Origin of the sequence: Lutibacter maritimus, from assembly GCF_900116115.1 — a bacterium.
Classification (GTDB): Bacteria; Bacteroidota; Bacteroidia; order Flavobacteriales; family Flavobacteriaceae; genus Lutibacter; species Lutibacter maritimus.
The window spans coordinates 48,065-72,052 of record NZ_FOZP01000006.1 but is presented as its reverse complement, the minus strand read 5'-3'; the positions used below and the strand labels follow the sequence as shown (position 1 = coordinate 72,052).

Genomic DNA, 23,988 nt, shown 5'->3' with positions numbered 1-23,988 from the left:
CAATTAAATTTTGACACTTATACCAACCTAATTTTACCAGTAAGTAAATTTTGCATAAGCCCTTGTTTCAGCAATTTATATTTTGATAATTTTTCTTCTAATTGTTCAATTTCATTATCCATATCTTTAAGAATAGTAGCTATTTTGGTTTGTTCATTTTTTGTTGGTGGTAAGAAAATATCAATCTTATTTAAATGGAATGGACCAAAATTTGGTTGTGCACCACCAGTTATCAATAAATCAATTTGATCTTTAAAAGTGTTTGACTTTAGAAAAATTAATAAGTAGTTATAATCTAAACCGTTTATTGGTTTAAAGCGAATTACACTAGTATTCATTAGTAAACGCAAGTCTTGTTTTCTTACTACTGCAACTTTAGAATAAGAATTCCCAGAACTAGCCATTACAATATCATTCTCATCAATTTCAAAGTGTTTATACATATTTTCAAACTCCTTCATTGAAATATGCCTATCGGTTTTATCAAGATTTAGATAACCATTTACAAGATTTGTAACATTGATCACTTTCATTCCATTTTTAGTGAACTGCCAATTTCTTAATCCAGGACCTTCTTGAAACCAACAAACATCGGGTAACTTCTTAACCTCCCAATCTTTTTTAGGTGTTAACAATTGTTGCATAGCACCTTGTTTTATGTTTCTTTTTTTAGAGAGTTTTTGTTCTATGGTTTGTATTAGGTTATCAGTATCGGTTAATACTTGGGCTATGGATTTTTGTTCTTCTTTGGTAGAAGGCATCGGAATTTTAATGTTTTCAATTTTTGAAGCATTTAAACTCGGTACGCCAGAAGCCTCATTATGAGAATACCAATCAATCAGTAGAAAATTATAAAATAAATATTTAGGAATAGCATTTTCAAATATTTCTGAATAAAATAAAGTATCAACAGTCCAAAATGGAGTATCCATAAATCTAGGCTTATCAATAGTCCCTTTTCTTCCAATTAACACAGACTGTTTATTATATAAATATGTATTTGTAGCTCCCATTATACCACCTGTGCCTAAAATGGGGTACTTCCCATTTATTACTTCAACTTCTTTTTGACTTTTTCCGTGCCTAATTTTTAAAACATCACCTAATCTAGTTACTACCCAATCCTCTGGAATAACACCAATCACTGTATTTTTATAACCCTTCAACGCGCTTAGGGCAACATTTTGTTTTAATTCCATACAAATCCCATTTTTTTTAGATGTTCTGAAACTTTATTTTCTAAAAGAGAAGTTTCCGTATTAATTAATGGTAAAGGTGTTTCATAACGTTCCGTTAATTCTTTTATACGGTTGGTTAAACGTTGGCTAATGTTGTCTATTTCACTTTTAACTGCATTTTCAATAGCTACCATCCATTTATCGACTACTACTAATGTTTTTATTTCTTCGGCAGTTAAGGTTGGGTATTTGGCATACAATAGTGCATCCAACTTATCTTCAGCCTCTTTTATTTCTTTTTTTACAGCTGTTTCATCATCTTTTAATTGAATGTATTTTCTTAAAATGGTAATTTCAAAAATATATTCTAACTGGCTATCTTCTTCAATTTTCTTGTTAATGGCTATTTCAATTGCTTCATTTAATGCTTTTAGCTCTTTATTTACTTTAGTTTTTTTAGCTAAAATTTTCACATAGTTGTTTAACACTTTTTTTTCATCGTCACTACAATTAGCATTGGCTAATTTATCGGTAATCGCTTTTTTGGTGATGTTGCCTTTTCCGTTTTTTAATTGTTCTAAAGCGGCGTTGTTTTTCAATTGAAACTCTTCAATAATTAACATTCTCAAATCTTCTTTTAAATCTTCACTTGAAGTGAATAACTTAGGAAAATAATTGCTTAAGGCTACATCTATAAAATCAATTAAGTTTGTTTGTGCGTCTGTTTTTTTAGTTACATCTTTTAACGCAGCTTCTTCACCGCTATGTTCTTCTTGTAACTCTGTATATTCAGCTATAATTGTTTCTAAATTGGCATTGAAATTGTCAATTTCCAGTTTTTCATCAGGGAAAAATCTATCTGTAACTAAGTCTTTTGGCACTAGGTCACAAGTCCAACCTTTATCTACCATTACCTTTTTGGTGTTCTCCTTATAAATGCGGTATGTTTCTGCTTTCCAACCATCATAAGAAATAATATAGCAATCATCTTGCATTGTATCATTCCAATAGGTTAGTAAATGTTGGTACATATTGTATTTATTAACCAAAGGTTTGTTTTGGTATTTGGTTAATATATTTTCATCTAACTCTTTAATGATGGATTTAGGATGACAGTTAACATCTTGCCCTTTTAAATAGGTGATGCTTTCAGTTTTCCAAGTAGCAAAAAGTTCGTCCATTTGATTGCTAAAGGTAACAAACTCAGGATGTTCAAAAATAGTTTGGTTTATGTATTCTTTTTTTATTTTCAGGCTTGAATACTTGGTTCTTAAAGGTTGAAATAAACTACTTTTTAAACTTGGGTACACTTGCCAATAGTTGTTTAAATCTTCTATATCAACGTTTGGAATACCGCCTTTTAAATGTCCTTCAATATCTTGAATATCTTCCTTATCTTGACTTTCAATATACCGAGGAATATTTAAATTGTATTCATTATTTTGAATTTCGGTAACCGACACCATTTTACTATATCCAGGGATTTCAATTTGGCTATTAAAAATATCGGTTATCATACGAATGTCTTGCTCACGCAGTCTATTTTTATTACCATCCTTAGCAAATCCTTTACCTGCATCTACCATAAAAATACCTTTACGGTTTGCAGCATATTCTTTGTCTATTAAAATTATACTCGCAGGAATCCCTGTACCATAAAATAAATTTGGAGGCAAACCAATAATTCCCTTTATATAGCCTTTTATAATTAAATTTTTACGAATAACTTCTTCTGCATTTCCTCTAAATAAAACGCCGTGAGGTAAAATTACGGCACCTTTACCGTTACGTTTTAGCGAGCGTACAATATGTAATAAATAGGCGAAATCTCCATTTTTAGATGGTGGCACACCATAATCAGCAAAACGATTGTATTTACCATCTTCAGGCAAGGTTAATCCGCTGCTCCAACGTTTGTCGCTAAACGGTGGATTTGCTACCACAAAATCGAATTGTTTTAAATTGCCATTTTCTTCAAATAAAGGTTTGGAAAGTGTATTGCCTTGTTTTATTTCAGCGGTTGGATAATCGTGTAAAATCATATTCATACGTGCCAATCCAGCTGTAGTTGCTTCTTTTTCTTGGCCGTATAATGTTAATTTTGAATTTGCTGTAACACCTACTTTTAACAATAAGGAACCTGATCCACACGTAGGATCATAAATAGTGGTGTTGGCACTTGTATTGGCTTTATCAATTCCAATAATCATTGCCATTGTTCTACTGATTTCTGCAGGTGTATAAAATTGCCCTTTGCTTTTTCCGCTTTCCGTAGCAAAATTCCGCATTAAGTATTCATAGGCATCTCCTAAAATATCATCACCTTCAGCACGGTTTCCACTAAAATCTAATTCTGGTTTTTCAAAAATTGCAATCAAGTTGGTCAATCGTTCTACCATTTCTGTTCCATCACCTAATTTGGTAACATCATCAAAATCTGGCATATCAGAAAGCTGATTAGCTTTCGCAATAGGTCCAATTATTTTTTTATTTATAAGGTCTCCAATATGATCATTCCCTTTAAGGGCTTTTAAATCATCAAAGCTAGAACCTTCTGGAATTGTAATTGGGGCATAGGGTTTGCCTGCCCATTTATCACTTATGTATTTTAGGAATAACATTACCAATACATAATCTTTGTATTGACTTGGATCCATTCCACCTCTTAACTCATCACAACTTGCCCATAATGAGCTGTATAGTTCGGATTTTTTTATTGCCATTTTGTTTTGTTAGAGTATTCTGTTTTTATAAAAATATGTTAGCTATAAAGGTACTTTTTTGAACTGAATGATTTGTGTATGTTTTATAACTTTTTGTGAATAATTTTAGATTCTTTCTCCTAGTCTTTAAATAATCCGTAGGTCTTCTCTTCAAATTCTTTAGGTACAACTCTTAATCCACTCAAATCTATTTTATTATCTAAAAACTCCCCAAAAGGAATAAGTGAATTCTTTAGTGCTTGAGTTGCTTCCTCTTCGCTTCTGTATTTTTTATCTTTGACACTGAAATTTATAAAATCTTCCTGATACTCAATTAAAACTTCTTCTAATGAAAGCTTGCAGCCAGAGAAGACATCTTTATTGTAAATTAATGTATCAATATCAATTAGAAGTAAAGGTTTTACATTGGACACATCTAACCCCTCTTGTTCTAAATTTTTTAATTCTTCTTGAAACCAAAAGTTAACCCATTTATTTAAAGCAGTAGTATTAAATATTCTATAGTGCAAAACTAATATTGGGTGAATTATTATATTTCTTGGATTGTACTTTGAATCAAATTCTAATGTTTTAGTAAGAATTTTACGAATATTATTAATAATTTGTAAAACTGCTTTTTGCTTTCCTTTTTCGTTTTTATAAAGTTTAATAGATAGCTCGTTATTTATTTCGTTAAAATCAGACGACTGTTTTACTTTTGCATTTAGCAATATGTCTTTAGATTCAAATAGAAATATTTTTTTGCCATTACGAACATAGTAATCTGGAGCCCCCTCAAATTCTGCATCTAAATCATCTCCATTTCTTTGGAAAAATCTATTTCCGAAATAATCTTTTAAAACTTTATGTAATATAAATTTTTCAGAAAAATCATAAGTTTTAAGACCATAAAGGTCTTTAACTTTTTTTCCTTTGGGTAGTTCATCATTAATTGCTTTGAACTTAAAATATAACCCATTACCTATTAATTCAAGTGCAAATAAAGGGTAGGTTAATCTAAATGTATTTTCGTCATAACGATAAACTGGAGCAGATCTCATATAATTGAAATCAAAAGCTTCAAATAATTCAGATGGATCAATTGAAAACTTTTCAAGGAACTCGATATTTGATGCTTTTTTCTTGTTTTCAGTTATAATAATATCGGTATGTGATTCTTTTTCGTTAGTAATAACAGAAGTTGCAAGAGGTAATAATCCCTTTAAGTAGGCGGAGTACCCTGATACATTGTATTCTTTATAGAATTCTTTTAACAATTCTTGAGCACTATCAATACCTTCCAAAAATTCAAAAAATGATATTGCTCTAATTATTTGGGTTACAAATACCTTTTTTAAATCATAGTTAACAAAATCTGAACTATTTAAGAATAAACCTATGCAGTAACCCGTAGCAAACTTGGTGATATCTTCTTTTAAATAGCTTATACTTTCATCTAAAACGAAGGTCCTATTAGTGGTGTTAATTTTATTTAATAATAAGTAAGCCTTAAAAATTCTAATTTCAATTTCTTGGTTTGTATAATTTTTTAATAGGCCAAAATTTTCTGCAAAAGCATTTTCAAAAAAGGACAAGCTACTAACAATAAAGGGAAAACTGTAATCTGTAATTGGTTTATCTGAAACTCCAACAAATGCTCGTAATTTCAGAAATACTTCCCTAGAAAATTGATCGTTTTCTTCAGAAAAAAACATTTTCAAGAACGTTACAGGATGTTCGTACTTAGAGTCTCTAGAAAACCCTAAAATAAAAGAACCGAATTTTATAAGTAAATCTTTATCAATACCATCCAGATATTCATTTATTCCTTTAGGTTCCTCATCTGGAAAAATATCATTAAAAGTTAGTACAATTCTGGAAGTTAATTTCATTTAAGTAAAAATTTCAAAATAAATAATAAAACTAATGCAATTGTCATTTTTGAAACTTAGTAGCAATTTTTCATAAAGACCTACCAAATATAAAGTATTAAAGTCGTGTTTTCAAGTTTATATCGTAGTAAAGCTAGTTTAGACTCACTTTAAATACACTAATATAATTTTTTAGAAATTAGAGTAACCCATTCAATTTGATTCTTATGTATTCTAGGCAAAGGGTGGTAATATGCCCACTTAAAATCAGTTTTTTGCCAACCAATAGGATTTGTGATATTGATAGCCTTAATTGCATTTAAAGCTAATGATTTTAGTTTTGGATTTACGCCCCAGGAAAAAATAACTGGGACTTTGTTTACCCAAAGTGCTTGTAAATCTTCTTTGCGTGATTCGTCAAAAATAGAATGTGAGATTTGCTCAGTTTCTAGTACTGGAATCATTTTATAGAATTCATTGCTATTCGCTTCACGGTAATCGGATAAATTTAGTACTCGAGCATATTCAAAATCACAATTTTGCATAACCTCCATAATCTGGTCTTGCGTACGATCAGGAATTGCTAGTGATTCTTCTGTATTATTATCTATACCATTTATAGGCCTTGAAGAGCCAGGATTCATCATTATTACCATTATATCTGGTTTACAAATGTCTGAATTGATTTTCTTAATATCTAAGTACTTACGGAACTTAAATCCTAGCTCTTCATAGTATAGTCCTGTTATTATGAATTGATTTTTTATCATTATTTTCTTCTTTTTTAGTGTAACTTTTTATGTCACTATTTTATATTTAAAATCTTCTTATATAAGGAGGCTCAACCGTAAAAATAGTGACACTTAATCCTAAGGTGTATAGCCCATTATGTCTAATAGATGAGTAGAGCTTTTCTTTATCACATAGCCCCGAACTCGCTTGCCATTGATTCTCTTTTGTGATAGTTCTATTTCAAACCCTACAGCGTGATTTACGATATTAGAGGCTGTAATCCCGATTCCTGTAGTATTAATCCTAGATCTCTTTAAGAATTTTATAAATCCCTGTTTCAAATTTTTAGTAGATATAAAGTTGTTTTCGTCACTATCAATTAGGCTACTCAGATAGTTGTCTATACTCCAGCTAGAGTATATTTCCATATATCGCTCTATCAAAGTTCGAGAAAATTTTAAATTGTATAAAACAAATACTCCTAATTGACTATAAGCCTTTTCAAAGATTGGGTACTCTTGTTCATACCTTTCAATAAGATAAGCATCAGAATCCTTAACTTTAATTTTTATATAATCCTCAAATAAGCTTCTAAAATTGTCAGTTGTAGCCAATTTAATTTCCACTTCATTTTTAAATAAAAGCGCACTATGCCCAGAAACCTCAAAGCGATCTTTAGGGTAAGCTGAGACAACGGAAACTCCTTCTGCATAGATATTATATAAAAGATTGGCTTGATATTGTGCAAAATTTATCATCAGTTCTGACAATTCAAAAGAATCTTTTTCTTCATCATAATCTGCAAAATATGAGTTGGATAAGAATTGCTTCCTAAGGGATTCCTTCTCTTTTGAAGATAATTTGTTGAAGCCACTAATTAAATGCTTAGACTTGGCTATTTTATCATCAATTTCTTGTTGTGCTTTTTTCTTGTAATTATCCACAATAAGTCCAGGATGATTAGCTGTAATACTTGCACTTATATGAATTAGTATATGCCTAAAAACATTTTGATATTGCTCATTTTCTCTGAGTCTACCGTGTATTTGATAAAGAGATGTCTCTAAATCAATCAAAGTATGTCTTTTATCACTATTGGAAAGCACAATAACCAATCCATTATTACTAAAAAGATTAGCTCCAGCAAATGCCTTTGAAGTAAAAAAGTTTAATCTTTTGTTTGGGTCATTGATTTTTGAGATCTTAAGATTTACCCTTTTCAAAATTCTTTCATTCCAGATTTTATCGCTACACACGACTTTAGCGTTATTAGAGCTAACTTTTAAACTTTTACAGATAGTTGCTATATCTTTCACCGAGTTAACATAAATGAATAATTCTTCAACTTTCTCTGGATTCCCATTAATTTGGGAAATAATCAATCCATCAACTCCCAAAAATTTATCTATCATTTTAAGGACAGATTCAATAGGGTTGTAGTGATTTAATGATGATACTTTGACTTTAGGTAAATCGTCCCATTCTATTATAGTATGTGGCTCATCCTTTAAGAAGTTAGGATTAAACATATTATTAATTGGGGTGGCAGACATATAAGTGACGTAATTAAATCTTTCAGTTGTTTTAATTAAATTATCAATTGCTCGTTTTCTAAATCCATAATTGCCTAAAATGTTGTGAAACTCATCAACAAGAACCCTATAATCTTTCAAGTTAAAATCCTGTTCAACTAGCAAATCAGCAACTTTATAAAAACTATCGTATGTCACTATAATTTTATGGATATTATTATTTTCTATATATTGAACAAATTCAGATCTAATAAACCCCTCTTTTACCGCAATTATGGGATACGTAATATTTTTGTCTGCCATTATAGAATCAATAAGTGAAACATTTGGCACAACAACGATATAATTTACTTTACTAGACAATACAGAGTAAGTACCACCAACATCTGATCGTTTCTTGTTTAATATACCTCTCGGTAGTCCATTTTTTTTTATTTCAGGAATTTCACTAATATAACGGTAACCTTTACCGTTAATGGTATTATAGTTTTTCATTTTATAATTGATTATTTTTTGCGTTATTTTCTAGTTCGACTGCTTTCATTATTTCATTTAATCTCCTCATAAGGTCTTTACCGTATAGGTGAAAGAAAATACTTAGGTCTTCTCTATTATCTTTAACTTTTAGATATTCTGTATATTCTACATTACACTTAAGTTTATCATAATTAGCATTAGGTTTACAAATTATATGAAAGAAATCCCGCGCTTGTTCACCGTAAGTATTAGCAAAAGCTAGCCCTAGTTGATTTTTATATTTATAATTCTTGGTAATATCTCTAGAGTTTTTATCTATATCTTTAATAGATTTTCTAAAAAACGCTTCAGTTGGTTTACTTAATCTAATAAGGTTTCTCATAATATTAATTGTTAATAGTTGTCTGTATATTGTCATTCTTTTGACTATTAGCTTTATTTAAGCGTTTCATATTAAAAGAGCGCATTGCTTCAAAATAAGTGGCAGAAAATAATGTGTGGACAATGTCTATTGAAAAAAATGATGTGTTATTTTGTAAACATTTGGAAAACTCCTTATTACATAATTCTTTATCATAATTTTCATTGATTTTACAGATTCTATGATAGAGATTTCTTGCTTTTTTCCCATATTGAAAGGCCATTGCAAGACCAATTACAACTCTATGATTATAATCAGGGGCTAAATCCATTGAATATTTTTCAATCTCCCTTACTACATCTCTAAAATTATTGGAAATAGATTTCTTCTTTTTTAGTTCAAGTTTATCGGGCCATTTAAATCCTAAATCCATTTCTACTAAATAATCAATAGTGAATTCATTTTCATAATTCCTTGAAATTAATTGCTGGTAAATTGATACTCTTTTATTAATTGTTTCCATAAATTTAATTTTTAATGTTTGTTTTAGATAAAAAGTTATTTGCTTGTTCTTGAATTTCACTGTCAGATAAAACTTTACCTGATTTAATGTAGTCTGTTAGTTCCATTTTAGAGAAGTAAAGCCTATTACCTTGTTTCATATAAGGTATTTCTCTTCTACTAACTTTGCCATATAAAGTATTTACGGAAAGGTTTAAGAATTTTGCAGCATCTTTAATTACTAGAAGATCAGTTTGCTGAACATTTTGTTTTGGAAATTGAAGCAACGAAGTAATGTTGTCAATTTTAGCATTTAGTTCTTGCACTACTTGCGGTAGTGAATCGAAAGGTATTCTACTCATTATAATATAATTTTAAATTATGTCAAATACTCTTTGCATTTGAACAGTTCCAAAATTATATTGAATGAATATTTAAATCTAACGGGAAGAGACACGTGTTCCCGCGAAAACTAAAATAGTTGACGGGTGAACGAAAATTAATATGAATTTCGCTTCATTAATCGGTCATAACCTCCTGGTTTTGAGGTTTGCTGAATTAATTCTTCAGTGTCATTACTAAGTGCTGAAAAACATTTTGACACTAATTCATAAAACGTTTTTGGTCTTGATTTTTTAGAATGTAAAGAATCAATCAACTCTTTGAATGCAAATCTTATATATGTTATACCAATATTTAGTTCCGTTATGGGTGAATCAATATATGGTACTTTGTAATCATTCTCAAAGAAATAGGTTACCCACTCAACTAGTCTTGAATAATCTTCTTCAGAAAGAATTTGTTTCTCTTTCGTTTTATTTATTTCAAGTGTGAATTTAAATGCATTTTGTACAGCTATTTTGATGGTAGTACTATTATTGAGTTGAGAATTCTGACTTTTAAGAGGATTAGTTTCTATTGCTGCAATTTCATCAAGTTCATCTATTGATGATACTTTACTAGCTCTTTCAGCTTCACTTTTCAAGTATTCTAATTTTGATTTTTTTAGAATGAGTTCCTTTTTACTTATTTTTTTACTAGGAGTTATTATGTTTATTGGATCTTTTAATTTGACATATTCATTATTAAGAGCATTTGTCAATTTTGTGGCATCAGTGCAAATTTCCCAATTAGGAGTATTGTTAGGCAACCCCTCTTCAGCACAATAATCAGAATATTGATCCATTGCAGCAAAATAATAATTTTCTTTTGTTTTTAACACCCTAATATAATCATCGCGATGTTCATCAGGAATACCTGACAAATCAGGTTCTTTAGCTTTGGTATATGAATTATTAATTAAGTTCTCTATGTTTTCTGTTAGTTTGTCATAGAATCTATTATCTTTACGTTTATTATATTTTTGAAAAAAGAAAAGGGCTAAATTATCATCATTCTCTATTGTGAGTTTAATGTAGCTTTTAGCAATAAGGTTTAGGTAATAAGTTTCCATAGTAATTATTTTGTTGGATGCAGTTTATTTATTAGAAGTCCATAATTTTTTTCGCGAATTCTTTCTTGGTTTCGTCTTCAAAACCAGCAAAGTAGTTTTTAGTAACATTCAAATCACTATGGTTTAAAGCCTCACTTATAAACTCCATTGAAGCTCCTTTACGAATAGAGTTCGTCGCAAATGAATGGCGGGCCCAATATGAGCTTAAATCTTCTGGCAAATCATTTGCTTTGGCTATTCTTTTAATATGGTCATTAATGTAACGAGTAAAATTCTTAATTTTCTTGTACTGAGTTAAACTATCGTCTTTAATATTTAAAATATCGAATACATAATTACTTTTATCATTATTTCCATATTCCTTAATTACCTCTCTTGTAAAGTCTGTTAAATAAATTGTAATCGTCTTTTTTTCTGTAGACTTGTCAAAAGTTTTGGCTCTGTAATACTCAAACTTATCACCCTTAATATCTGAGTATTTTAGTAATGCAATGTCTTTTAAATTCATACCATTGCAGGCGTAACTAAAAAACCAAAATGCTTTTACCTTAGCTTCATTAGGGTTGCTTACTTCGGCGTTAAATAACTTTTTAAGTTCGACTGAACTCAAAGCTTTCTTGACAATTTTTGTGTTGGGTATTTTATAATTGTTGTCTCTTTTTAAGCCGAAAGGGTAAATGTCTTTGCTTATGTCATTTGAACGAATGGCATTATTAAAAACAGCTCTTAGTGTTCTTGTGTATATTGAAATGGTTGTGTAGGTTTTACCTTTTGAAACCATAAACTTTTCATATGCATTAAGCCAATCAACATTGATGCTTTCAAAAGTCAACTTATCAATAGGGCAATTTTTTTTAGTATCACTGAAATCTGCTAATGAATTAAGAGTGTATTTATAGCTTTCAGCAGTTCCTATTTTATCATTTTTAATGTACTTATTAATCACTAAATTAAAATGATATTGAACGTTATTTTTATCTGAAGACTTTCTAAATAGCTTCTTTTCAAATTTATTAAAATCAAAAACAGTTAATTGTTCAGCTTCTTTGTATGCTCTTGATTCAATAGTTTGAAGTTTTAAGCGTGTTTGGTTATTTGCTCCCCTTAAATTTTTGTTATCAGAGTTTACCCAAATAGTTTCAAACTCTTTTTCCGTTAAATACGTGTCTAATGAATACCATTTTTCAATTTTATTATAATAAACACGAAGTTTAATAGGGTATTTACCATTATCTTTAACTCTCCGATTGTCAAGTCTAATTGAAATATTATAACTCATAGCATTTTATTTTCTGTAAATATAATCATTTGCAGAATATTTGCAGAAAAATAAGTGAAATAATCATATAATAGACATTAACACTTAGTAATGAATTTTAGGTTATGCCTTTAAAAATAAGGGAATGTAGAATAAATAGGTATTGAGAAAAAGTCTAATTTATTGACTGGCAGTCAAGAGGTAGTGGGTTCGACTCCCATCTTCTCCACTTTTAAAATCACAAAAATCAACAAAACCCTATAAACATTGTGTTTATAGGGTTTTTTAATTTAATAGGGTAATTGATATTAACTATTTAAAATACATCTTTTTACTTCATCAATGTATGATCTTCCTATGGTATATCTGATATTTCCAATTTCTACGCTGTTACCTTCAATAGTATCAATTTTATCAATAGCAACGGTATAAGATCTATGAATTCTTATAAAATTATTTGAAGGTAGTTGTTCGGTAAAACTGCTTAGCGTTTGGTGAATTATAAATTTATTTGATAAAGTACTTATTTTTAAGTAATCTTTTAAACTTTCAATTACAAGTATTTCATCTAAATAAATTTTTTTCATTTTCTTTTTGTCAATTTTAACAAAAATACTTGGTCTTTCTGTGGTTACAATTGTTTTGTTGGCAGTGCTAAAAGTTCTAAAAACTTTATTGATAGATTTTATAAAACGTTGAAAAGGAATTGGTTTTACTAAATAATCTAAAACATCTAAATTGTAGGATTCTACTGCAAATTCTGAATGTGCAGTTGTAATAATTATAAGTGGTTTTTCTTCTAAACTTTTAATAAAACTAAAACCATCAAGCAATGGCATATTGATGTCTAAAAAAATAAGATCAATTTTGTTTTCTTTTAAAAATGATAAACCATCAATTGCATTATTAAAAGTTTGAACTAAATGTATGTCTTGAATTTCTTTTAAATGGCTTTTTATTACGTTAATTGCCAACGGCTCATCATCAATTATTATACAATTTATTTTCATTATACTTTAATTTTTAGTTCAACTACAAATAATTGGTCTAAGTTTTTTATTTCTAAATTATATTCATCACTTTTATATCCTAGCGCTAATCTTTTTTTAACATTTTGTAATCCAATTCCACTAGTTGTATTAAGTTGTTGCTCAAATTTAGTTATTGTGGGTATTGGATTTGCAATGCGAAAATAAAGAAAATCTTCGATAATATTAAAGTCAATATCTATTCTAATTTTACCAATATTTTTATTGGCGCCGTGTTTAAATGCATTTTCAATAAATGACAATAATAAAATTGGTGCAATTTTTTTATTTTTAATATCACCTGAAATGGTCATATTAACTTCTAATTTTTCATCAAAACGAATGCGTTCTAAATCTAAATAATTTTGAATACAAATAATTTCTTTTTCTAAACTTTGCTTCTTTTTTTTAGTTTCATATAGTAGGTAACGCATTAGCTCAGAAAGTTTTATAATTATTTTTGGAGTTTTTTTTGAATTTTCTAATGATAGTGCGTAAATATTATTTAAGGTATTAAAAAAAAAGTGAGGTGAAATTTGACTTCTTAAAAATAGGAGTTCGGTTTCTAATTGTAATTTTTCTAAATCGGTTAATCTTTTATGCTCTTTTAACCAATCCATTGTTATTTTTATAGCCGTAACAAATGTAATTACATACAGTTCGCCTATCATCATATCAATAGAATAGTTTAGTGTTAAATTGCTTATTGGCTCCGTTCCTTCAGGCCAAACATTTTCACTTACTAAATAGTAAGTAAGATTAAATTTTACCAATAACATTACAAAAAGTGAAGCTAAAAGTAAAACAACAAATGTGATGTATTTTCTTTTAAAAACAAATTTTGGCATAAACACATAAATGTTCAGATAACATAAAGTCATATGTATAGGAAACCCAATTAAATTTGTTTTTATAGAATAAGAATAATCATTAAAATAACTTCCCCATCTAAGCGTGTTAAAAATAAAATACAAACACCAAAAAATAATATGATGTTTAATTTTTATTTCTCTAAAATTTGTTGAATTAAAAGAGATATCTTTTTGAATAAGCGACATTATTTTTAAGTCTTTTTTATTGTTTAACGAAGTTTAGATGTTATACGTCTAAATATTTTTATAATGCTACGAATTTAAGTAATATTTATATTTAAATTAGACAACAAATGGATATTAAGAAAATAAAACCTACAGTTTATTAAAATGAAAAAGAATTATAAATATATTTTGTTTGCAATAATTATAAGTATTTCCGCTTGTAAAAATACTATTGATAAAAATAATACATCTAAATTTTTACCAGCTAATAACACAAACCTATTTATAGGAACCGGAGGTCATGGACATACCTATCCTGGCGCAACGGTTCCTTTTGGAATGTTACAAGTAAGTCCTGATAACGGAATTTCAAGTTGGGATTGGTGTTCAGGATATCATTATTCCGATTCTATTATGATAGGATTTAGCCACTTGCATTTAAGCGGAACTGGTATTGGCGATTTGGCAGACATTCGCTTAATGCCAATCAACAAAAAAGTAGATTTATCTAAAGAAATAAAATCAAGAGATGATTTAGAATATAAATCATTGTATTCGCATGAAGAAGAAACTGCAAGCCCAGGTTATTATAGTGTAAATTTAAAAAGCCACAATATAAAAGTAGAATTAACTTCAAACTTAAGAACCGCTTTTCATAAATATACATTTGCACAAAACGATGTTCAATCTGTTGTTTTAGATTTAGGTTTTGCTATTAATTGGGACAAAACAATCGCTTCAAAAATTAATATGATTGATGCAACTACTATTTCTGGATATAGATATAGCGAAGGCTGGGCCAAAAACCAAAAAGTGTTTTTTGTTACTAAATTTTCGAAACCAATTGAAAAAATAGAATTAGTAGCGGATGGAAACTATATAACTGATGCAACTTCTGTAGTAGGAGAAAAATCATTTGCACAACTTTATTTTAAATCGGAAAACAACTCACAACTTTTAGTAAAAGTGGCAGTTTCATCTGTAAGCGAAGCAAATGCTTTAGAAAACTTATCAAAAGAAACTATTGATTTTGAGGGCATTAAAAGCGAATCGGCTGAAACTTGGAATAAAAATCTATCAAAAATTACCGTTCAAACCGATAATAAAGATTTAGAAACCATTTTTTATACTGCTTTGTATCATACGCAAGTTGCTCCAGTTACTTTTAGTGATGTAAATGGTGAGTTTAGAAAAGAGAATGATGAAATTGTAAAAGCAGCTAATTACACCGCTTATTCAACATTGTCATTATGGGATACTTTTAGAGCTGAACAACCACTATTAACAATTACACACCCAGAAAAAGTTGCTGATATTATAAACTCTATGTTAGCCTATTATGAAACAAATAAAATATTGCCAGTTTGGACATTGTACGGAAATGAAACCAATACAATGACTGGCTATCATTCTATTCCAGTTATTGCAGAAGCATACATAAAAGGTATCAAAGGTTTTGATATTAAAAAAGCCTATCAAGCAATGAAAACTACAATGATGCAAGATGAAAGAGGCTTAAATTATTATAAAAAATATGGTTACGTTCCACATAATTTATTAGATGAATCTGTAACCATCACTTTAGAATATGCTTATAATGATTGGTGTGTTGCACAAATTGCCAAAGAATTAGGTGAACAAGACGATTATACATATTTTATAAATCGTTCAAAAGCATATGAATATTTATTTGATGCCGAAACTGGTTTTATGCGTGGTAAGAATGATGCAGGAACCTCTTGGAAAGAACCATTCGACCCAAAATATTCTGCGCATAGAGTTCACGCAGAATATACTGAAGGAAATGCTTGGCAACACAGTTGGTTTGTTTTACACAACGTGAAAAATTTAATTCAAATGCACGGAGGTGATGATAAGTTTTCAAATAAATTAGAACAGTTATTTACAGAATCTTCTGAAATTACAGGAGAAAACGTTTCGGCAGATATTACAGGGTTAATTGGGCAGTATGCGCACGGAAACGAACCAAGTCACCATATAGCGTATATGTTTAATTTTGCAAACAAACCTTGGAAAACACAATATTGGGTACGAGAAATATTAAAAACCCAATACAATACAACACCAGACGGTTTAAGTGGAAATGAAGATTGTGGACAAATGTCTGCTTGGTACGTATTTAGTTCAATGGGGTTATATCCTTTTAGTCCAGCTTCGGGTGAGTATCAAATTGGAAGTCCATTATTTAAATCTTCAACCATTAAAATTTCTGAAGAAATTTCATTCACTATAAAAGCTGATAATGTTTCAGATGAGAATATATATATTCAATCGGCTACTTTAAATGGAAAAGATTTTAATAGAACAACAATTTCGCATAAAGAAATTATGCAAGGTGGTGTACTTCAGTTTAAAATGGGAAAAAGCCCTAATAAAAACTGGGGAATTATAAAAAAGTAAAAGATGGGTATAATTGATGTATCAATAATTGGAATTTATATTTTACTAACTTTAATTGTTGGAATTTGGGTTTCAAAAAAGGCTTCAAGCAGTTTAGAATCTTATTTTTTAGGAGGAAATAACATAAAATGGTATTTTTTAGGATTAAGTAACGGATCCGGAATGTTTGATGTTTCGGGAACAGCTTGGATGGTGGGAATTCTGTTTCTATATGGAGTAAAAAGCTTTATGTTTATGTGGCTTTGGCCAATATGGAATCAAATTTTTGTTATGATGTTTTTAGCAGTTTGGATTCGAAGATCTAACATTATGACTGGATCTGAATGGATTTTAACACGCTTTGGTGATAATAAAGCAGGAAGAGCTTCGCATATTATTGTTGCAGTTTTTGCAATAGTTGCAGCTATTGGTTTTATAGCTTATTTTTTTGAAGGTGTTGGAAAGTTTATGACCATAATTCTTCCTTGGGATGTATCACTTCAAATAGGAAATTTAGCTTTGCTAACTTCAGAACAATCGTATGCATTAATCATAATCTTATTAACTACAATATATACTGTAAAAGGAGGTATGTTTTCTGTAGTTGCCACCGAAGTTTTGCAATACGGAATTATGGTTTTGGCTGGTGTTTTAGTTGCTGGTTATGCCTTTTTTGCTTTTTCTGATGTTGAAATAAATGCTGTAATTTCTGATGAATGGCGAAACGTGTTTTTTGGATGGGAATTAGAAACACATTGGACTGATAAATATACTGCATTTAATAACTTAATAGATTCTGAAGGTTATAAAATGTTTGGAGCACTTATAGGTATGACTTTATTTAAAGGTTTTTTTGCAAGTATTGCTGGGCCAACACCAAGCTACGATTTACAAAGAATTCTATCTACAAAAACAGTAAAAGAAGCTGCTTATATGAGTGGTTTTACAAATTTAATTTTATTTATTCCTAGGTATTTACTAATTGCAGGTATTGTTGTAATTGCATTGGTTACTTTAGCTCCAGAAATGAGTATAAATCCATTATTAAATGGAAGCGATTTGGAAATTCTATTGCCAAAAGTTATTAATTTTCATGTGCCTGTTGGTATAAAAGGATTGTTGTTAGCTGGTTTATTGGCTGCTTTTATGAGTACTTTTTCGGCCTTTGTAAATGCAGGTCCGGCATACATGGTAAATGATATTTATAAAAAATATTTTAAACCTTCGGCTACAGCTAAACATTATATAAAAGCAAGTCATATAGCATCGTTTTTGGTAGTTGGTTTAGGTGTTTTTATGGGCTTTTTTGCTGAATCTATCAACTCATTAACCTTATGGATTACCAGTGCGCTTTTTGGTGGTTACGTTGCAGCAAACTTTTTAAAATGGGTTTGGTGGCGATTTAATGGTTGGGGCTATTTTTGGGGAATGTTGTCGGGTTTAGTAGTAGCTTCATTACAATTCGTTTTAGATCAAAGTAAAAACAACTTTTTAGAAGGCTCATTATTTTATGAACTATCTCATTTACATGCCATTTATTTATTTCCAATTATATTTTTTGTTTCAATTTTAGGTTCTTTTTTAGGAACGTATTTTAGTGAGCCAACAAATATGGAAGTGTTAAAATCTTTCTACAAAGATGTGCGCCCTTGGGGTTTTTGGAAACCCGTTTTAAATGAGTTGAAAAAAGAGGATGAAACTGCTGTGAAAAATTCAGATTTTTGGTTGGATATGATGAATTGTGCAATTGGCATTATTTGGCAATCAAGCATGATTGTGTTACCAATTTATTTAATGATAAGAGATTACCCTAAAACATTAATAGCATTGGTAATATTTTTAATTACATCTATAGTGCTTAAATTTACCTGGCTAGATAAGGTTAGAAAATTACCCAATTAAAAGTTATCAAAAAATAAGATTATAAGTAATTAAATATATAAGAAAGTGAATACAATTCCTTGGCAAGATAAACCTGAAAAAAGTAACGAAGTAATTTGGAGATATTCTGAAAATCCAATTATTAAACGCGACCAAATACCAACATCAAATAGTATTTTTAACAGTGCAGTTGTGCCCTTTAAAGATGGTTTTGCAGGTGTTTTTAGATGTGATAACAAAGCAGTACAAATGAATATTTTTGTTGGTTTTAGTAAAAACGGTATCGATTGGGATATCAACCACGAGCCAATTAAAATGCAAGCTGGTAATACCGAAATGATAGATTCTGACTATAAATACGATCCTCGTGTTGTTTTTATTGAAGATAGATATTGGATTACTTGGTGTAATGGTTACCACGGTCCAACAATTGGTATTGCCTATACATTTGATTTTGTTGAATTTTTTCAATGTGAAAATGCGTTTCTTCCATTTAATAGAAATGGCGTTTTATTTCCTAAAAAAATCAATGGAAAATATGCTATGTTAAGTCGTCCAAGTGATAATGGTCACACACCTTTTGGCGATATTTACATTAGCTACAGTCCAGATATGAAATTTTGGGGAGAGCATCGTTGTGTAATGAAAGCCACTGCTTTTGAAGACAGTGCTTGGCAATGCACAAAAATTGGTGCAGGTCCAATTCCAATTTTAACTGATGAAGGTTGGTTAATGTTGTATCATGGTGTTATAAATACGTGCAATGGTTTTAGATACGCAATGGGAGCAGCTATTTTAGATGAACATCAACCAGATAAAGTAAAATATAGAACGCAACCCTATTTATTAGGTCCACAAGTTAATTATGAGCAAGTTGGTGATGTAGCAAATGTTGTATTTCCGTGTGCTGCTTTGCACGATATGAAAGAAGATAAATTAGCAGTGTATTATGGTGCTGCAGATACTGTTGTAGCTTTAGCTTTTGGAAAATTAAGTGAAGTAATTCAGTACACAAAAGAGAATAGTTTATAAAAAATAACAGTAATGAAATTCATAAAATTAACTATTGTACTTTGTTTATTTTCGCTTATAAGTTGTGCGCAATCAAAAAATAATATTCCTAAAAGTTATATTGCTTACAAAACTTCTGAAACCATTACTATTGATGGTGAAGTATCAGAAGCATCTTGGAGTAAAGCAGCATGGTCTGATACTTTTATTGATATTGAAGGCGTAAAAGAACCAACGTACAAAACGCAAGTAAAAATGATGTGGGATGAAACTTACTTTTATATTTTAGCTCAACTAGAAGAACCGCACGTTTGGGCAAATATTACAGAGCACGATGCCATTATTTTTCATAACAACGATTTTGAAGTTTTTATTGATCCAGATGGAGATACTTTTAATTATTACGAATTAGAACTAAATGCATTAAATACAGTATGGGATTTATTTATAACAAAACCTTACCGTGAAAAAAATGCCGCTTTAAACGATTGGACTTTAACGGGATTAAAATCGGCTATAAAAGTTGATGGAACTATTAATAATCCTACAGATAAAGATAACGGTTGGACATTAGAGTTGGCAATTCCTTGGAAGGCTTATAAAACTTCATATTTCGAAAAAAATGTTCCTGAAAATAAACATTGGAGAGTTAATTTTTCAAGAGTTAATTGGGATTTTCAATTGGAAGATGGTAAGTATCAGAGAAAAAAAGACGCTGATGGTAAGTTGCTACCCGAATACAATTGGGTGTGGTCTCCGCAAGGTGTTATAAATATGCACGAACCAGAAAAATGGGGTTATGTGTATTTTTCTTCTAAAGAAGTTGGTTCAAAAGATACATTCACAATTCCGCAAGATGATGGCATTAAGGAGCAATTGTACAGCTTGTATAAAGCGCAAAATAGTTATCATCAAAAATATAAAAAATGGGCAACTTCAATAGATAGTTTAACCGCAAAAGCTATTGTTATAAATCATAAAACCTTGCAACCAACAATAGAAAATCACGCAACAGGTTATAATATTTCAGTAAAAAGTCCTTTTACTAACAAAACATTAATTATTAAAGAAAACGGTAAAATTATTTCAAACTAAATACATTATGAAATGAGCATGACCGAAATTTGGTCGTAAACGCCAATGTCGAAATGCGAATTACATATTACCAATTAAAAATAATAAATATTAACATATGAAACTACAAAAATTACTTTTTTTTGCACTGATATTAAGTATTTTTTCTTGTGATACAACAGATAAAAATAAAGTTGAAAATTCTATATCAGAAGAGGTTAAAACAGAAAATTCTTTTGAATTTGGCGTTTGGACTACTGCAAATAATGAAAAATCGAACGAAGAATATGCACAAGAGTTTGAAAAATATAAATCTGCAGGAATTGATGAGGTTTTAATCAACACAGGAACCGATCCAGAATTGTTAAAAAGAATTACACCAATTGCTACAGAAAAGGGATTAAAAGTACACGCGTGGATTATGGCAATGAATCGTCCTGGAGACACTATTGCACTAAAACATCCAGAATGGTACGCTGTTAGTAGAGAAGGAAAGTCGTGTTTTGATACGCGTCCGTATGTTGGTTATTACCAATGGTTATGCCCAACTAGAGAAGGATCTCGCAACCACGTTTTAAGCTTGGTTGAAGGTTTAGCAAAAGTTGATGGTATTGAAAGTGTACATTTAGATTACATTCGTTTCTCAGATATTTTCTTGCCAATTGGTTTGCTACCAAAATACGATTTAGTACAAGATGAAGAATTGCCAGAATTCGATTTTTGTTACTGTGATGTTTGTGTTAGTGAATTTGAAAAAACACATCATAAAAACCCAAGAAATATTAAAGATACAGACATTGATATGGAATGGAAACAATTCCGTTTAAATGCAGTTAGAAATGTGGTAAATGATGCGTATAAAATTGTGCATAAATACAACAAAAACTTAACAGCTGCCGTTTTCCCTTATCCAGAAATGGCAGATCACATGGTACGTCAACGTTGGGATAAATGGACAATTAACGAGGTTTATCCAATGATTTATCACGGTTTTTATAATGAAGAGATAGATTGGATTGGCTTTGCCACCAAACAAGGTGTTGAAGATGTAAAAGACAAAGGAATTGGCATTAATACAGGAATTTATATGCCAGATTTTAAAACTGTAGATGAATTTAAACAAGCAATTTTATTAGCAAAAGAAAATGGCGCTAAAGGAATCACATTTTTTGATGGTAATGCAATTGCACCAGAGTATTTAAAAGCAATTAAAGAAACAAAAGAAAGTTTGAAATAGTAATTTATGAAGTATTTTGGACTTATATATATCATTCTATTTGGAATTCTTTTTGGTTGTTCAAAACCAGATGCAAAAAGTGAGAAATTAACAAACTATGTAAACCCATTTATTGGAACTGATGGTCCTGGAAATACCTATCCGGGAGCAACAGTCCCTTTTGGAATGATACAATTAAGTCCAGATATTGGCATTCCTGGTTGGGACAGAATTGCGGGTTATTATTACCAAGATTCTATTATTTCTGGGTTTTCACACATGCATTTAACAGGAACCGGAGCAGGAGATTTGTATGATATTTTGGTAATGCCAACCAATAGTAAATTTTCAAAAAGAATTGAAAAAAATAGTTTCAAACCTTTTTCAAGTTTTTCACATGATAAAGAAACTGCTTCGCCAGGTTATTATTCAGTTGATTTGTTAGATTATGGTATTAAAGCAGAATTAACAGCTACTGAAAGAACTGGAATTCATAAATATACCTTTCCGAAAGACGATAAAACAGAAATTCATATTGATTTAGGGTATGCATTAAATTGGGACAGTCCAACAGAAACGTATTTAAATGTTGTTGATAATTCAACTATTGAAGGGTACAGAAAATCTACTGGTTGGGCAAAAGACCAACGTGTATATTTTGTAATTAAAGTTTCTAAACCATTTAAAACATATCAATTATTTAAAAATGATACGTTAACAACTTCACCAGTAACTGCAAAAAACACCAAAATTATTTTAGAGTATGCAACTATTGAAGGCGAACAAATTATTTTAAAAACGGGCATTTCTTCAGCAAATATTGAAGGAGCTCATAAATCGTTAGCAATTGAAGCTCCTGATTTTAATTTTGATGAAATTAAACAACAAGCAGAAGCAAAATGGGAAAACGAACTCAGTAAAATTGAAATTTCAACAAATGATACAACCAAAAAACATATTTTTTACACAATGTTGTATCAATCTATGTTAGCACCAACTTTATTAAGTGATCATAATTCGAATTATAAAGGAGCTAATGATAGTATCGAAAAAGCTAATGGTTTTAATAGATACGATACTTTTTCACTTTGGGATACGTACAGAGCGGCGCATCCATTATACACTATTCTGCATCCAGAAAGAACATCAGATATGATAAATTCTTTGTTAGCACATTACAAAGAAACTGGTTTATTACCAGTTTGGTCTATGCAAGGAAATGAAACAAACATGATGATTGGTTACCACGCAGTTCCAGTAATTGTAGATGCTTATTTTAAAGGAATTAAAAATTTTGATATTGAGCTTGCTTTTGAAGCTTGTATTGCAAGTGCAACAGACAATTCCAGACAAATTGATGAATATATGGAGCTAGGTTACGTTCCTGTTGATGAACACCATGAAAATTGGTCGGTTTCTAAAACATTAGAATATGCGTATGACGATTGGTGTATTGCACAGTTTGCAAAAGCTTTGGGTAAAACAGAAGATTATAATACGTTTTTAAAACGTTCCGAAAATTGGCGAAATGTGTACGATTCTCAAAGTACATTTATGCGCCCAAAATTAAAAAATGGTGAGTTTGTAAAAGATTTTATACCAAAAGAATATACACCATATTTTTGTGAAAGTAATGCATGGCAATACTTTTGGTCTGTACAACATAATATTGAAGATTTAATTGATATTATTGGAGGAAATGAATTGTTTGAAAAAAAGTTAGATACCATGTTTTCACTAAATCCACTTCCAGAAGATAAATTACCAATTTTTAGTACCGGAATGATTGGGCAATATGCACACGGAAATGAACCAAGTCATCATGTAGCCTATTTATACAATTACATTGAAAAACCTTGGAAAACACAGGGATTGGTGCGTGAAATTTTAGAAACACAATATAAAAATGAACCAAACGGACATTGTGGAAACGAGGACTGTGGACAAATGTCGTCTTGGTATGTGTTTAGCGCTTTAGGTTTTTATCCTGTAAATCCAGCACAAGGTATTTACGCTTTTGGCTCGCCAATTATAGATTCGGCAACTTTAAATTTAGAAAATGGAAAAAAGTTTACAATTGAAACTATGAACAATAGTTTTGAAAATAAATACATTCAAACTATTAAATTAAATGGTAAACTAATTGAACGAAATTATATCAAACATTCAGAAATAATGAATGGAGGAACATTGATCTTAACAATGGGAAATCTTCCGAATAAAAATGTAAAAAACACGATGGCAACAAGTTCAAAAGTGTATAATTAAAACCAAGT

Annotated in this window: 18 protein-coding genes; 6 read left to right on the top strand and 12 right to left on the bottom strand. The window is 30.0% G+C overall.

The genetic code is table 11. The features are described 5' to 3' along the window. Nucleotides 1-17: 17 nt before the first annotated feature. From BM335_RS15745 to BM335_RS10560, 12 genes are all read right to left on the bottom strand, one after another. Nucleotides 18-1,199 carry a restriction endonuclease subunit S gene (locus BM335_RS15745; protein WP_177219193.1) on the bottom strand — a complete coding sequence of 394 codons (1,182 nt, stop codon included), beginning with the start codon at nucleotides 1,197-1,199 and terminating at the stop codon, nucleotides 18-20. After that, nucleotides 1,190-3,901, bottom strand: coding sequence for a type I restriction-modification system subunit M (locus tag BM335_RS10610; protein WP_090226925.1), 2,712 nt, complete (start codon nucleotides 3,899-3,901; stop codon nucleotides 1,190-1,192). The genes BM335_RS15745 and BM335_RS10610 overlap by 10 nt, the downstream gene beginning before the upstream one ends. A gap of 119 nt (nucleotides 3,902-4,020) precedes the next feature. After that, nucleotides 4,021-5,772 carry a hypothetical protein gene (locus BM335_RS10605; protein WP_090226920.1) on the bottom strand — a complete coding sequence of 584 codons (1,752 nt, stop codon included), beginning with the start codon at nucleotides 5,770-5,772 and terminating at the stop codon, nucleotides 4,021-4,023. Between the two features lie 158 nt (nucleotides 5,773-5,930). After that, nucleotides 5,931-6,521: a DUF1643 domain-containing protein gene (locus tag BM335_RS10600; protein ID WP_090226915.1), complete on the bottom strand. Its 591-nt coding sequence runs from the start codon at nucleotides 6,519-6,521 to the stop codon at nucleotides 5,931-5,933. 99 nt (nucleotides 6,522-6,620) lie between these two features. Continuing rightward, nucleotides 6,621-8,510: a DEAD/DEAH box helicase family protein gene (locus BM335_RS10595; RefSeq protein ID WP_090226912.1), complete on the bottom strand. Its 1,890-nt coding sequence runs from the start codon at nucleotides 8,508-8,510 to the stop codon at nucleotides 6,621-6,623. Nucleotide 8,511: 1 nt separating this feature from the next. After that, nucleotides 8,512-8,874 carry a hypothetical protein gene (locus tag BM335_RS10590; protein ID WP_143102415.1) on the bottom strand — a complete coding sequence of 121 codons (363 nt, stop codon included), beginning with the start codon at nucleotides 8,872-8,874 and terminating at the stop codon, nucleotides 8,512-8,514. Between the two features lie 4 nt (nucleotides 8,875-8,878). Further along, nucleotides 8,879-9,376 carry a PriCT-2 domain-containing protein gene (locus tag BM335_RS10585; RefSeq protein ID WP_090226903.1) on the bottom strand — a complete coding sequence of 166 codons (498 nt, stop codon included), beginning with the start codon at nucleotides 9,374-9,376 and terminating at the stop codon, nucleotides 8,879-8,881. Nucleotides 9,377-9,380: 4 nt separating this feature from the next. Beyond that, entirely contained in the window at nucleotides 9,381-9,716 is a 336-nt protein-coding gene (locus tag BM335_RS10580; RefSeq protein WP_090226900.1) for a helix-turn-helix domain-containing protein, read from the bottom strand. Nucleotides 9,717-9,853: 137 nt separating this feature from the next. Continuing rightward, entirely contained in the window at nucleotides 9,854-10,807 is a 954-nt protein-coding gene (locus BM335_RS10575; RefSeq protein ID WP_090226896.1) for a hypothetical protein, read from the bottom strand. A gap of 31 nt (nucleotides 10,808-10,838) precedes the next feature. Next, nucleotides 10,839-12,086, bottom strand: a complete 1,248-nt coding sequence (locus BM335_RS10570; protein ID WP_090226891.1) for a site-specific integrase — start codon at nucleotides 12,084-12,086, stop codon at nucleotides 10,839-10,841. A gap of 287 nt (nucleotides 12,087-12,373) precedes the next feature. Continuing rightward, a complete protein-coding gene (locus BM335_RS10565) occupies nucleotides 12,374-13,075 on the bottom strand; it encodes a LytR/AlgR family response regulator transcription factor (RefSeq protein ID WP_090226887.1) in 702 nt (233 codons plus the stop codon). After that, nucleotides 13,075-14,151, bottom strand: a complete 1,077-nt coding sequence (locus BM335_RS10560) for a sensor histidine kinase (protein ID WP_090226883.1) — start codon at nucleotides 14,149-14,151, stop codon at nucleotides 13,075-13,077. Before BM335_RS10560 ends, BM335_RS10565 begins: the two co-directional genes overlap by 1 nt. 144 nt (nucleotides 14,152-14,295) lie before the next feature. Here BM335_RS10560 and BM335_RS10555 point away from each other — a divergent pair, with 144 nt between their 5' ends. The 6 genes from BM335_RS10555 to BM335_RS10530 all read left to right on the top strand — a co-directional run bounded on the left by BM335_RS10555 (nucleotide 14,296) and on the right by BM335_RS10530 (nucleotide 23,980). After that, nucleotides 14,296-16,551: a GH92 family glycosyl hydrolase gene (locus tag BM335_RS10555; protein WP_090226878.1), complete on the top strand. Its 2,256-nt coding sequence runs from the start codon at nucleotides 14,296-14,298 to the stop codon at nucleotides 16,549-16,551. Nucleotides 16,552-16,554: 3 nt separating this feature from the next. After that, the gene (locus tag BM335_RS10550; protein WP_090226875.1) at nucleotides 16,555-18,432 is read left to right on the top strand and encodes a sodium:solute symporter family protein; all 1,878 of its coding nucleotides are present in this window, start codon (nucleotides 16,555-16,557) and stop codon (nucleotides 18,430-18,432) included. Nucleotides 18,433-18,477: 45 nt separating this feature from the next. Further along, nucleotides 18,478-19,443 carry a glycoside hydrolase family 130 protein gene (locus BM335_RS10545; protein WP_090226869.1) on the top strand — a complete coding sequence of 322 codons (966 nt, stop codon included), beginning with the start codon at nucleotides 18,478-18,480 and terminating at the stop codon, nucleotides 19,441-19,443. 12 nt (nucleotides 19,444-19,455) lie between these two features. After that, nucleotides 19,456-20,517, top strand: a complete 1,062-nt coding sequence (locus BM335_RS10540) for a carbohydrate-binding family 9-like protein (RefSeq protein WP_090226866.1) — start codon at nucleotides 19,456-19,458, stop codon at nucleotides 20,515-20,517. A 97-nt stretch (nucleotides 20,518-20,614) separates the two neighbouring features. Continuing rightward, nucleotides 20,615-21,733, top strand: a complete 1,119-nt coding sequence (locus tag BM335_RS10535; protein ID WP_090226861.1) for a glycoside hydrolase family protein — start codon at nucleotides 20,615-20,617, stop codon at nucleotides 21,731-21,733. A gap of 6 nt (nucleotides 21,734-21,739) precedes the next feature. Then, nucleotides 21,740-23,980: a GH92 family glycosyl hydrolase gene (locus BM335_RS10530; protein ID WP_090226857.1), complete on the top strand. Its 2,241-nt coding sequence runs from the start codon at nucleotides 21,740-21,742 to the stop codon at nucleotides 23,978-23,980. Nucleotides 23,981-23,988: the final 8 nt, after the last annotated feature.

Excerpts from the sequence above, each read along its gene's own strand:
- BM335_RS15745 (WP_177219193.1), bottom strand. The coding sequence starts at position 1,199 with ATGGAATTAAAACAAAATGTTGCCCTAAGCGCGTTGAAGGGTTATAAA.
- BM335_RS10610 (WP_090226925.1), bottom strand. The coding sequence starts at position 3,901 with ATGGCAATAAAAAAATCCGAACTATACAGCTCATTATGGGCAAGTTGT.
- BM335_RS10605 (WP_090226920.1), bottom strand. The coding sequence starts at position 5,772 with ATGAAATTAACTTCCAGAATTGTACTAACTTTTAATGATATTTTTCCA.
- BM335_RS10600 (WP_090226915.1), bottom strand. The coding sequence starts at position 6,521 with ATGATAAAAAATCAATTCATAATAACAGGACTATACTATGAAGAGCTA.
- BM335_RS10595 (WP_090226912.1), bottom strand. The coding sequence starts at position 8,510 with ATGAAAAACTATAATACCATTAACGGTAAAGGTTACCGTTATATTAGT.
- BM335_RS10590 (WP_143102415.1), bottom strand. The coding sequence starts at position 8,874 with ATGAGAAACCTTATTAGATTAAGTAAACCAACTGAAGCGTTTTTTAGA.
- BM335_RS10585 (WP_090226903.1), bottom strand. The coding sequence starts at position 9,376 with ATGGAAACAATTAATAAAAGAGTATCAATTTACCAGCAATTAATTTCA.
- BM335_RS10580 (WP_090226900.1), bottom strand. The coding sequence starts at position 9,716 with ATGAGTAGAATACCTTTCGATTCACTACCGCAAGTAGTGCAAGAACTA.
- BM335_RS10575 (WP_090226896.1), bottom strand. The coding sequence starts at position 10,807 with ATGGAAACTTATTACCTAAACCTTATTGCTAAAAGCTACATTAAACTC.
- BM335_RS10570 (WP_090226891.1), bottom strand. The coding sequence starts at position 12,086 with ATGAGTTATAATATTTCAATTAGACTTGACAATCGGAGAGTTAAAGAT.
- BM335_RS10565 (WP_090226887.1), bottom strand. The coding sequence starts at position 13,075 with ATGAAAATAAATTGTATAATAATTGATGATGAGCCGTTGGCAATTAAC.
- BM335_RS10560 (WP_090226883.1), bottom strand. The coding sequence starts at position 14,151 with ATGTCGCTTATTCAAAAAGATATCTCTTTTAATTCAACAAATTTTAGA.
- BM335_RS10555 (WP_090226878.1), top strand. The coding sequence starts at position 14,296 with ATGAAAAAGAATTATAAATATATTTTGTTTGCAATAATTATAAGTATT.
- BM335_RS10550 (WP_090226875.1), top strand. The coding sequence starts at position 16,555 with ATGGGTATAATTGATGTATCAATAATTGGAATTTATATTTTACTAACT.
- BM335_RS10540 (WP_090226866.1), top strand. The coding sequence starts at position 19,456 with ATGAAATTCATAAAATTAACTATTGTACTTTGTTTATTTTCGCTTATA.
- BM335_RS10535 (WP_090226861.1), top strand. The coding sequence starts at position 20,615 with ATGAAACTACAAAAATTACTTTTTTTTGCACTGATATTAAGTATTTTT.
- BM335_RS10530 (WP_090226857.1), top strand. The coding sequence starts at position 21,740 with ATGAAGTATTTTGGACTTATATATATCATTCTATTTGGAATTCTTTTT.